Here is a 12,505-nt window from a genome sequence, read left to right on the forward strand (position 1 = left end):
GATGGGTGCGCCTTTTATTTTCAAACAATTTACAATTCATCAAGACCGCTCTTCTATGAAAGTCGGAACAGATGGTGTGCTCCTGGGAGCTTGGGCATCGGTGGACAATCAACCGAATACTATACTCGATATAGGAACTGGAACGGGTCTTATTGCTTTACAAATGGCCCAGCGTACTTCAGCAGAACTGATAGATGCCATAGAGCTGGATGATGAAACCTATGAACAATGTGTGGCCAACTTTGAGGAATCTCCATGGTCGGATAGGTTGTTCTGTTACCATGCAGATTTTATGGAATTTGTGGACGAAGTGGAGGATAACTATGATTTAATTATTTCCAATCCACCTTTTTATGAAGAAGAAGTGACCAGCGGAAATAGCTCCAGAGATAGGGCAAGACAAACAAAATCCTTGCCTTTTGATGAACTCTTGGGAGGCGTTGCCAAGTTGCTTTCCCATAACGGCCTATTTGCTGTAATTCTTCCTTTTAAGGAAGAAAGAAGGTTTCTTGAAATGGGAAAACGATCTGGACTTTATCCTAAGCGAATCACCAGAGTGAAAGGAAGTCCAAGTGCCGAAATTAAAAGAAGCATGTTGGAAATGAGGTTTTCCGAAGGAGAACCAAAAGTGGGTGAATTGGTAATTGAATTGGCTCGTCATCAATACACAAAGGCTTATAGCGAATTAACCAGCCCCTTTTATTTAAAAATGTAACAATAGTCGATTTGATTGTTATATTTCATGATTATCTTTGATCAAAATTTTTTTACATGAAGCCCGATTTATTCGAAGCCCCGGATTACTACGACCTAGATGACCTGCTTTCCGAAGAGCACAAATTGGTGCGTGATGCAGCCAGACAATGGGTAAAACGCGACATTTCTCCCATTATAGAGGAGTATGCACAAAAAGCTGAATTTCCGAAACAGATAATAGGCGGTTTGGCAGAAATTGGAGCATTCGGACCTTACATTCCTGAGGAATATGGGGGAGCGGGGTTAGATCAAATCAGCTATGGGTTGATTATGCAGGAGATAGAAAGAGGTGATAGTGGGGTGCGCTCCACAGCTTCAGTGCAGTCTTCATTGGTCATGTATCCCATTTTTACTTACGGTACTGAAGAGCAGCGTAAAAAATACTTGCCTAAATTGGCGACGGGAGAATGGATGGGCTGTTTTGGACTTACAGAACCCAATCATGGTTCCAATCCAGGTGGCATGGAAACCAAATACAAGGATATGGGCGACCATTATCTTTTAAATGGGGCCAAACTTTGGATTTCCAATTCGCCTTTTGCAGATGTTGCTGTAGTCTGGGCCAAAAACGAAGAGGGTCGTATTCATGGACTCATTGTTGAAAGGGGAATGGAAGGCTTTTCTACACCTGAGACCCACAACAAATGGTCGCTCCGAGCTTCTGCAACAGGAGAGTTGATTTTTGACAATGTAAAAGTTCCAAAAGAAAATCTTCTTACTGGCAAGAGTGGTCTTGGGGCACCGCTTGGTTGTTTGGACTCTGCTCGCTATGGAATTGCATGGGGCGCCATCGGGGCAGCTATGGACTGCTATGATACAGCGCTTCGATATGCCAAGGAACGCATCCAGTTTGGGAAACCCATTGCGGCATTTCAATTACAGCAGAAGAAACTGGCTGAGATGATCACTGAAATCACCAAGGCACAGTTATTGGCTTTCCGACTGGGACAATTGAAAAACGAAGGAAAAGCTACCACGGCGCAAATATCCATGGCCAAACGAAACAATGTGGAAATGGCCATTAAAATTGCCCGAGAAGCACGACAAGTTCTTGGAGGAATGGGTATTACGGGCGAATACAGTATCATGCGCCACATGATGAACTTGGAGAGTGTAATTACTTACGAAGGCACCCACGATATCCATTTATTGATTACCGGGGCAGATATTACGGGGATTCAGGCGTTTAAATAATCAGTATTTGGAAATCTTTTCCACAGTTACCTTGATGGATTTGCTGATAGGGGTCTGACTCTTGTCCGCAAAATGATTGTAGGGGACCAATAAATTGGTTTCCGGAAAATAGGCAGCTATGTTTCCTTTCGGAATTTCGTAGGGAATCACAAGAAATTTTTCTGCAGTCCGTTTGAGGTCATCATAATTGCTGTGAAGATTGACCACATCCAATTTGCTTAAATGCTTATCCAACATGTCCTGTTCGTTCATAAAAATCACCCGGCGCTCGTTGTGAATGCCTCTGTATCGATCGTTTAAGCCATAAATGGTAGTGTTGAACTGGTCATGGGAGCGAATCGTCATCAAGAGCAATTCATCAGGTTCAAGTTTGTGATCCGGCAACGAAGTAATGGACAACTGGGCCCTACCATTGGGCAGCATTCTAAAATCACGTTCACGAACATTGTTCGGCAAATAATAACCGAATCCTTTGGAGCGTTCATTAGTATTTTCAAACCCTTTTACAGTTTTGTCTATCAAGCTTCGGATGAGGTTATAATCTTGTCCCAAAGCATGCCAATCCATTGAGTGGTTGCCTTTAAAATAGGTATGGGCCATGAGTGCGATAATCTCAGGTTCACTTTTAATGTGTTTCGAAGCTGGTTTTAATAACCCTTTGCTCTGCCTAACCTTGCCCGTACTGCTCTCCATGGTCAAAAATTGAAGATTGCCATTTTTCTCGTCTTTTTCTGAACGGCCAAAAGTAGGAAGTAGGAGTGCCGTCTTTCCCGTAACCAAATGACTTCGGTTCAATTTGGTACTTATCTGAACCGTTAGAGCACAATTCTGAATAGCTTCCGCAGTATATTGGGTGTCGGATGCGGCCATTAAAAAGTTACCGCCTAAACAAATAAAAACCTTGGCTTTTTTTTCGTGCATGGCCTTGATTGCGTTTACAGTATCATAACCAGGCTCGGTAGGGGGCTCAAATTTAAGATGCTCCCGAATTTTTTGGTTCAATGTTTTGTTCACATAATGCATAATGCCCACAGAACGATCACCTTGCACGTTACTATGTCCACGTACAGGACATGTTCCCGCAAAAGGTTTGCCCACAGCGCCCTTCAGCAACAAAATGTTCACGTATTCTTTTATGCACTCCACCGCATTTTTGTGTTGGGTGAGCCCCATGGCCCAACAGACCACAATTTTGGAGTTTTCGGCCAAGAGCTGAACAGTTTTATCAATTTTTCGCATGGAGACCCCTGTTCGTTGCTGCAAGGTTTCACTATCATAGCTGGCCAGGTCTTGAACTAATCTGTCATAGCCATCAACATATTCTACAATGAATTCATGGTCGATAACGCTGCCTTTTTTGGCGTCGAGGGCAACCAATTTTTTCAAGATGAGTTTTGCCAAAGCGATATCCTCATTTATTTTAACGGGAAGATGTATGTCGGCAATCGGTTGACCACTTCCCAACATATCTGAAACACTTTGAGGATTTTTAAAGCTAACCAAACCTGTTTCAGCCAATGGATTTATGCTAATGATCTTGCCTCCATTGCGTTTGCATTTTTCCAAAGCAGATAGCATTCTAGGATGATTGGTCCCAGGATTTTGACCCACTACCAAAATAACCTCTGCTCCATATAAATCATCCAATTTTACGGAGCCTTTGCCAATGCCCAGTGTTTCCGAAAGGGCCACACCTGATGATTCGTGGCACATGTTGGAGCAATCTGGCATATTGTTGGTGCCAAAAGCTCGAACAAACATACCGTATAGGAATGCCGCTTCGTTGCTTGATCTTCCCGAGGTATAAAAAATAGCTTCATCCGGGTTTTCAAGACCATGTAATTCTTCCGAAATTAATTCAAAAGCATCTTGCCAAGAGATAGGCTCATAATGTATGCTGTTTGGTTTAAGGACCATTGGTTCCACGACCCGTCCCAGTTTATTGAGTTCAAAATCGCTTAAGCGGGATAGCTCCTCTACAGATATTTTTGCAAAAAAATCGGCGGCAACATGCGCTGTGGTGGCTTCGTCGGCCAATGCTTTGGCCCCATTTTCGCAATATTCCGCGATTTTTGATGGATGCTCGGGAACAGGCCATGCACAACTGGGACAGCGAAAACCGTCTTCTTGGTTCATCTCCAAAAGGGCCCGCATGGAACGGACAACGCCCATTTCCTTAAAACTATGCCGCAAAGCCTCTTTGACCCCCAAAAGACCTGCGGAGGTTTGCATGGGTTTTTGGAGGCGCAACCCTGTGAAGGTGATTTCCCCGGTAAGCGAAACGTTCCTTTTGAAATCTTTTTCCATGGTAACTCAGGCTTGAAGTTTGGGATTGGGATAATTGTCAGATTGGTCTTCTATGGTATTGTCCAGGCACACAAAGTCTTTTTCCACCAAAAGAGAAAGTGTGGCGCCATCTTCGAGTTTCATTTCGTGCTGAAATCCAACAATTTCATTTTGATGCCAATTTTTTGCTAGATGTGTTGGAACCATCAAACTGATACTGCCACTATTAAAACTTGCAGATAGGTCATCAATTTCATTATTCTGGATTAGTTGATAGCACAGATCGCCTTCTGGAAAACGGGTTTTAGCCGCTACCTTTCCGGTTTCGCAAAACTGTTTTACTTCAGATTGGGTGAGCCGGTATCTAACAGAATTGTCCTTGATTCGTATTTTCATGTTTTGGGATATTGAGCATATAAGGTACAATGAAAAACAGGATTTGTAAAGTTGACCACAGTTTTTTCCGCTTACACATCATTTCTTTTTATAAAAAAGAACAATCAGATACTTTTACTATGTAATTAATCAGAAAGTAATTTTTTCATTTTCATATAGTGTTCTCGTAAAAGAGTCCTCTCCTAACAGAAAGGGCTCTTTTTGGTTTTAAGAACCTGCGTTTGATTTCTTTTCTTCCCTTGCCTGCAAGAGTTTTTTGCTCGTTTTCATATCGGAATATCGAGGGTCGGCGATATAATCCTGCTTCTGCATTTTTATGACCTCGATGCTCAAAAAGCCAAATTCTTCCACTACTTTGCCATAAAAGCGATAAATACCCTTGCCTCTAAAATGATATTTGGCCGCCACAGGAGGAAACAGCACCGTGTCGAACACTTCCCCATGTTGGTCGACCAATGTCGCAAAGTGCATACGCTTGCCCGTATGGGTGTTTGTATTTTTTACAGTGACCAAGTAGCCATAGATGTCGATGTACTTGTCCAAATAGTGGGATAAATCCCGTTGCCCGTTGGAATTTTTGGGAGGTTCGGCCAATAGCTCAAAAGGACTGCACAGGCAGAAGCCCAACAACTCCAATTGTTCAAAGGCGGTTTCCAAAGTTGTGGTATGCAGTTGGGGAATTTGAAATTTTCGATGTCGGGGCGGAAAAAGCTTTGGATGTTCCAAACGGTCATTTTTGGACAGCATCAAATGGGTTTTCCAAAGGAGTTCGTGCTTATTGATGCCTGTAAACCGAAAAGCATCGATACGAATAAGAATCGAAAGTTGCTCTACGGAAATAAAAACACGGTCCAAAAAGTCTTCCAATGATATGAAGTTGCCATTTTGAAACCTTTCTTTTACAATCCGTTCCATGACTCGGCTTTCCAAATCGCGTAGGTACATCATTCCCAAATAAATATGGGTTCCACAGATACGATTGACAATCACGCTGTTGTTGATGCAGGGTGGATGGATGGTAGCCCCCATCATCCGTGCATCATGAATATAGAATTCTGAACGATAAAACCCACCCCCGTTATTGAGTACGGCGACCATATATTCCAACGGAAAATAAGCCCTCAAAAATAGGCTCTGATAGCTTTCAACTGCATAAGAAGCTGAATGGCCCTTGGCAAAGGCATAGCCTGCAAAACTGGCGACCTGGTTCCAAACCTCAAAAATGAGGGTGTCGGGATAGCCTTTTTTTCGGCAGTTGGCAATGAACTTGTCCTTAACCTTTTGGAATTCTTCGCGAGACCGAAATTTCCCGCTCATTCCTCTTCGAAGTACATCGGCCTCGCCCAAATCCAAATCTGCAAAATGATGGGCGACTTTAATTACATCCTCTTGATAGACCATTACCCCATAGGTGTCGGGCATAATGTCCAACATTACGGGGTGTGCTTTTTCCTCGGCTCGACCTTTGTTCCGATGTCGTAAAATGTATTCCCGCATCATGCCGCTTTTGGCTACTCCGGGACGAATGATGGAACTTGCAGCGACCAAGCCTAAATAGTTGTCGACCTCCAGTTTTTTGAGTAACATTCGCATGGCAGGCGATTCCACATAAAAACAGCCCATGCATTGTGCAGTTTTAATGAGGTTGTTGATGATAATGTCTGTTTTGAAGCCCTTGATGTCATGAATGTCAACCTCTTCAAATTTTTCAGGTTGATTGTAGGCAAGAATTTCCAGAGCCTCCTTGATTTTGCCCAGTCCCCGTTGCCCTAATATATCGAATTTGTAGAGGCCAACATCTTCGGCAATGACCATGTCGTACTGCGTGGTCGGAAATCCCTTTGGGGGAAGATGGGTGGCCGAAAACCAGTGTAGAGGCCTTTCACTGATCAAAATACCCCCAGCATGAATGCTGAGGTAGTTGGGTTTCCCTTTTAGAAGCCTTCCGTATTTAAGGACCAATTTGGATACTCCATCCAATTGATTGGGGTTGTACCTTCCTTCTATCAAAAAATCGATTTCCTGAGGAGGCAGCCCGAAGACTTTGCCCAACTCCCTGATAACCCCACGTTCTTTGAACGTTACGTAAGTGCCCAAAAGGGCCACATGTTGAAAGCGATCAAAAATATATTGGGTCATGGCGGGTCGGTCCTTCCATGAAAAATCAATATCAAAATCAGGGGGATTGGCCCGATACAAATTGATGAAGCGCTCAAAATAGAGGTCCAGTTCCATGGGGTCCACATCGGTAATTCGAAGCAGGTAGGCGACAATGCTGTTGGCCCCACTGCCCCGACCCACATAATAGAACCCTCTTCGGCGTGCTTCGGAAACAATATCCCAATTGATTAAAAAATAGGAAACAAACCCCATTTTCTTAATGAGCTTCAACTCTTTGTCCAACCGATTTTTGATGGATTCATCAATTTTTTCATAGCGATAGGGGAGGCCTTCGTAGCACAGTTTTTCAATCAATTTTTCATCCGCTTCCACGCTTCCCAAATAGCTTCGCAGATTTTGGGGCTTTCGCCCTTTCGAAAAATCGAAATGGATATTGCATTGATTTAAAAGGCACTCGGTATTTTCCAAAATGAAGGGATATTCCGAAAAAGCGGCTGCCAAATTTTGAACAGGGTACATTTTTTCGTCTTCGTTTCCCTCTTCTTCCTTTGGAAGTTTGCTCAGCAACACATTATTATCAATGGCCCTCAACAGTCGATGGGCATTAAAATCTTGTTTGTTTCTAAAAGTGACCGGTTGTTGTACTACCAATTTGTCTCGGTATCTCATTAAACCGGAAAAGGGAAGTCTTCGAAGTTCGTTGATGGAGATGCCGATGAACTCATTATCCTGAAAATCTTGCTGCTCGTTCAGGAGGACTTGTTCAAAGGGATAGATTACAAAAGCATTTTGAAAAGGAGGAGCTTGTATGGGTATTTCGAGCGCTTCATGAAGATGTTTTGATAAAAAATTATTGATTTCTAAATACCCTTCGTTGTTTTTTGCAATGCCCACGAAACGGGGCTGTACACCATTCCTGAAATCAATGCCGAGAATAGGGCGGACGTTGTATTCGGGAGCTTTCCGCACAAAATTGAGACAAGCTGAGGTATTGTTGATGTCCGTCAGCACCAATTGGGTAACGTAGTTCTCTTGAGCCAATTGTAATAGTTCCTTTTCGGAAAAAGTCCCGAAGCGCATGCTGTAATATGTGTGGCAGTTTAAATAGATGTTAGAAGCTAGATTTTAGATGTTAGACTTTATCAGTTTCAATTTTATGCTAATTGTATTTCACATTTGTCTTATATCTTATGTCAGGTCGAGCGCAGTCGAGACCGACGGTAAAAATTCTGGTTTTCAAAAGACCTCTCGACTGCGCTCGAGGTGACAGGCTATTATTGTTTTCGATGTGCCAATACCACAGGAGGCTCACCATTAAAGGGATTGTGCATTCTGCCGATGGTCTTGGCGCCCATGGACGAAGCCCGAAAAATGCTCCGGTCGCCAAAACGGTTGCGTACCCTGTCCATGGCATTGTACAGATTCAATGTCTCTTCGGTGTCCTCAAAAAGGTTGATTTGGTAATTACCCGACACCAGATGGCTGAATCGGATTCCGACCAACCGTACCAGCATCCGTTTGTTGTACAATCCCCGGAACAGTTCCAAAATCTTGGGAATTAAAATATGATCGGCACTGGTATATGGAATCCGCAGCTGTTTGGAATAGGTGTTGAAATCGGAATAGCGGATTTTAACTGCAATGCAGGCCGTGAGTTTGTCACCTCTTCGTAATTGGTAGGCCAGGTTTTCGGTCATGGCAACCAAAATCCCCTTTAGTTTGATTACATCAATGGTATCTCGGTCAAAGGTTCTTTCCGTAGATATGGATTTTCGATCATGAAAGGGGATGACCGGAGTGTTGTCAATGCCATTGGCCCGCTTCCATATCATGGTGCCATTGGCCCCCAAAACCCGTTGCATGATATCCATGGGCATTTCCTGTATGGTTCGCACCTTTCGTATGCCCAAATTCCTAAGGGTTTGATAGGTTTTGTCGCCCACCATGGGAATTTTTTTGATGGACAAGGGTGCTAGAAAAGGTTTTTCCTGACCGAAATCTATTTTAAGTTGATTGTTCGGCTTTGCTTCGTTCGTGGCCACTTTGGAAACCACTTTGTTTACGGATAGGCCAAAAGAAATGGGCAACCCGGTCTCCCAAATAATTTTTTTTCGCATCTCAGAAGCATACTTGTAGCAACCAAAGAAGCGGTCCATGCCCGAAAGGTCGGCGTAGAATTCATCGATACTCGATTTTTCGAATAAGGGCACATGTTCTTTGATAATTTCAGTGACTACATCGGAATACTTGCTGTACGTGCCCGCATTGCCCCGTATCACTACTGCTTCTGGACAGAGTTCCTTGGCCATTTTCATGGGCATGCCCGAGTGTACTCCAAAACCACGGGTTTCATAACTGCAGGCGGCTACTACGCCACGATCACTCGTGCCCCCAACCAATAGGGGCTTGTTCTTAAGCTCTGTGTTGATAATCCGTTCCACAGAAACATAAAATGTGTCCAAATCTAGATGTAGAATGGTCTTTTTCATTGTTTAGTTGAGAGGAAAAGCTAATTTATGGAATATTTCCTATAATATGGACATATTCCAAAAAATTAATGCAACAAAATCAAGCTGTCATTTTTCGGAAAAATCACCTTATATTTGTCCCGTTGTGTTGGATTTCAATCCACAGGGTTGGAATCAGGTTAAAGCATCGAAGTGATGCTAACCAATGAAAGGCTTTCCTTTTGGAAGGCTTTTTTTGTTGTTAAGAACCAATTTTGGACTAAGTCAAAATTGAGGCCCAACTAATTTCGTCAACTTCCCGAAATGGCGTGTGCCACATAGTGTACCAGTGAAGCGGCCAATTTTGCCGTTTGTCCATCCACATCATACTGTGGATTCATTTCGGCAATATCCAGGCTGATAAGTTTTCCAGAGCCCATAATGGTTTTTAAACATTCAATAACAATGCGGGGAGTAAAGCCCATGGGCGAGGCTGCACTGACCCCAGGGGCAAAAGCTGAAGAAAAACCATCCAAGTCTATGGTCACATATACATGGTCCACATTTTTGATAAAAGCATTGATCCATGTATTGATTTCTTCCAAAAAATGCATTTGAAAGGTATCGGACATTACATAAATAACATTCAGGTCTTTAGCTGCTTGAAAAAGACTTCTATCGTTGGCATCTTTTCGAATTCCTAAACAGAGGTAGTTAAACTCAATAATTTCATTTTCACAATCTTTGGCAATCTGATAAAATGGGGTTCCAGAATTGCCTTGTTCCGTATTCTTCCGAAGATCAAAATGTGCATCAAAATTTATGATACCGATTTTTTGGCCTTTTTTCTTTGTATCCAAATAATTTTTAATCCCTTGGTAATGTCCATAGGCAACATCATGCCCACCGCCCAAAACAACGGGGAATTGTTTTTTCATAAGAAGTGATGACACTGCATTTTTAAGTTCATTTTGGGCAGCTTCCATATCACCATCCTTACAGGTAATGGAACCGACATCATGCAAAACTATATGCCCTCCCAAATGGTTCGGCATTTTACCGATATTGTTTTTTATGGCATCCGGACCTTTTACGGCTCCAATTCTTCCTTGATTGCGACGCACTCCCTCATCGCAAGCATAACCCAAAAGGGCAATGGACTTTTTTTGGGCTTCGGGAATATCTTCCAACAGAGTACAGTGTACTTTCTCATGAAGGTACAGCCACTTATTGGATATTCGTCCTGTCCAGAGGTCTTCTTTTGGCGCTTCGTAATGTTTCATTTTTATCTAAAAAAGGTCATCCAAAATTTCTGGTTCTACCAAGTGAGGTAAGGTTATCTTTAATTCTGGTGTACGTTCCATTTCACGTTTAATGGCAAACAAAGCTTCTTTATTTCGGGCCCAGCTTCTTCTCGAAATACCATTGTTCACATCGTAGAACAACATGTTTTTTAATCGGTTGGAAGCCTCTTCGGAACCATCCAGCACCATACCAAAGCCACCATTGATGACCTCGCCCCACCCAACTCCACCACCATTATGAATGGAGACCCATGTGGCACCCCTAAAACTGTCGCCGATTACATTGTGTATGGCCATATCAGCAGTAAATTGGCTGCCATCATAAATATTGCTGGTCTCCCTAAAGGGAGAATCCGTACCACTGACATCGTGATGGTCCCTTCCCAAAACCACGGGAGCACTTATTTCTCCCTGGGCTATGGCCGTGTTGAAGGCATCTGCAATCTTACTGCGTCCCTCGGCATCGGCATACAGGATTCGAGCTTGGGAACCGACCACTAATTGGTTTTGTTCTGCTTCGGAAATCCATTTGATATTGTCCTGCATCTGTTGTTGTATTTCCTCCGGGGCTACCGCTTTTATACTTTTCATTACCTCGAGGGCAATGGCATCGGTTTTTTGAAGGTCCTTTGAATCTCCAGATGTGCATACCCATCGGAAAGGACCAAAGCCATAATCGAAACACATGGGTCCCAAAATATCCTGCACGTAGGAGGGATACCTGAAATCCACTTTATTGTCGGCCATTACATTCCCACCGGCTCGTGAAACCTCCAGCAAAAATGCATTTCCATAATCAAAAAAGTAGGTACCCTTTGCAGTATGTTTATTGATGGCATTAATCTGTCTTCGGAGGGATTCCTGTACTTTTTCCTTGAACTTGGCAGGATTTTTCACCATCATCATATTGGATTCTTCAAAAGAAAGCCCTACGGGATAATATCCCCCCGCCCATGGATTGTGCAAAGAGGTTTGGTCCGATCCCAAGTGCACGAAAATGTCTTTTTCATCAAACCGCTCCCAAACATCCACAACATTACCTATGTAGGCCAATGAAATCACTTCTTCATTTTCTATGGCGGTTCTGGTTCGGTTTACGAGCGTATCCAAATCTTGGATAAGTTCATCCACCCATCCTTGTTGATGGCGTTTTTTGGCAGCTTCGGGATTGACCTCCGCACAAACGGTGATGCATCCAGCAATATTTCCTGCTTTAGGCTGGGCCCCACTCATACCTCCCAGTCCGGCCGTCAAGAAAACTTTACCTTCTGGGGCTTGATTTTTATCCAATACTTTTCTGAACGCATTCATTACAGTAATTGCGGTTCCGTGGACAATGCCCTGTGGGCCAATGTACATGTATGAACCTGCCGTCATTTGTCCGTATTGTGTTACGCCCAAGGCGTTGTATTTTTCCCAATCATCCGGTTTGGAATAGTTAGGAATCATCATGCCATTGGTAACCACGACCCTAGGGGCTTCTTTGGACGAGGGGAACAATCCCATGGGATGGCCCGAAAACATATGCAGGGTCTGCTCTTCTGTCATTTCGGCCAAATATTTTAGGGTCAAAAGGTACTGGGCCCAATTCTGGAATACGGCTCCGTTGCCTCCATAAGTAATAAGTTCTTCAGGGTGTTGGGCCACGGCAGGGTCCAAATTATTTTGAATCATCAGCATAATGGCAGCAGCCTGCTTGGTCTTTGCAGGATATTCCGATATGGGTCGCGCATATATTTTATAATCAGGCTTGAACCGATACATGTAAATCCTACCATGGGTTTTGAGCTCGTTGGCGAATTCTTCCGCTAGTTCTTGGTGCCAATCTTCAGGAAAATATCGGAGCGCATTTTGAACGGCCAGTTTTTTTTCTTTTTTGGAAAGGATATCCTTACGCTTGGGGGCAGGATTCCCATTTTTGGAATATGTCTTCTTTTGGGGAAGCTGTTCAGGAATTCCTTGAAGCACTTGTGTTTGAAAATTGGTCAATGTAGCTGTCAT

Annotated in this window: 8 protein-coding genes; 2 read left to right on the forward strand and 6 right to left on the reverse strand. The window is 43.3% G+C overall.

Going from position 1 to position 12,505, the window contains the following annotated elements; translation table 11 throughout:
* Position 1 precedes the first annotated feature (1 nt).
* Both GTQ34_RS12230 and GTQ34_RS12235 read left to right on the forward strand, forming a co-directional pair.
* Positions 2-715, forward strand: coding sequence for a tRNA1(Val) (adenine(37)-N6)-methyltransferase (locus tag GTQ34_RS12230; RefSeq protein ID WP_166524095.1), 714 nt, complete (start codon positions 2-4; stop codon positions 713-715).
* 56 nt (positions 716-771) lie between these two features.
* Positions 772-1,950, forward strand: a complete 1,179-nt coding sequence (locus GTQ34_RS12235; RefSeq protein ID WP_166524096.1) for an acyl-CoA dehydrogenase family protein — start codon at positions 772-774, stop codon at positions 1,948-1,950.
* On the opposite strand, the gene GTQ34_RS12240 is transcribed toward GTQ34_RS12235, so the two are convergent.
* The 6 genes from GTQ34_RS12240 to GTQ34_RS12265 form a co-directional block, all read right to left on the reverse strand.
* On the reverse strand, positions 1,951-4,257 hold the full coding sequence (locus GTQ34_RS12240; protein WP_166524097.1) for an FdhF/YdeP family oxidoreductase: 2,307 nt from the start codon (positions 4,255-4,257) through the stop codon (positions 1,951-1,953).
* A gap of 6 nt (positions 4,258-4,263) precedes the next feature.
* Positions 4,264-4,632 carry a DUF7009 family protein gene (locus tag GTQ34_RS12245; RefSeq protein ID WP_166524098.1) on the reverse strand — a complete coding sequence of 123 codons (369 nt, stop codon included), beginning with the start codon at positions 4,630-4,632 and terminating at the stop codon, positions 4,264-4,266.
* A 207-nt stretch (positions 4,633-4,839) separates the two neighbouring features.
* The gene (locus GTQ34_RS12250; RefSeq protein WP_208103890.1) at positions 4,840-7,833 is read right to left on the reverse strand and encodes a DNA polymerase III subunit alpha; all 2,994 of its coding nucleotides are present in this window, start codon (positions 7,831-7,833) and stop codon (positions 4,840-4,842) included.
* Positions 7,834-8,027: 194 nt separating this feature from the next.
* A complete protein-coding gene (gene dinB / locus GTQ34_RS12255) occupies positions 8,028-9,242 on the reverse strand; it encodes a DNA polymerase IV (protein WP_166524099.1) in 1,215 nt (404 codons plus the stop codon).
* A gap of 269 nt (positions 9,243-9,511) precedes the next feature.
* A complete protein-coding gene (gene hutG / locus GTQ34_RS12260; protein WP_166524100.1) occupies positions 9,512-10,483 on the reverse strand; it encodes a formimidoylglutamase in 972 nt (323 codons plus the stop codon).
* 6 nt (positions 10,484-10,489) lie between these two features.
* Positions 10,490-12,505, reverse strand: coding sequence for a urocanate hydratase (locus GTQ34_RS12265; RefSeq protein WP_166524101.1), 2,016 nt, complete (start codon positions 12,503-12,505; stop codon positions 10,490-10,492).

This window comes from Flagellimonas ochracea (assembly GCF_009903685.1).
Classification (GTDB): domain Bacteria; phylum Bacteroidota; class Bacteroidia; order Flavobacteriales; family Flavobacteriaceae; genus Flagellimonas; species Flagellimonas ochracea.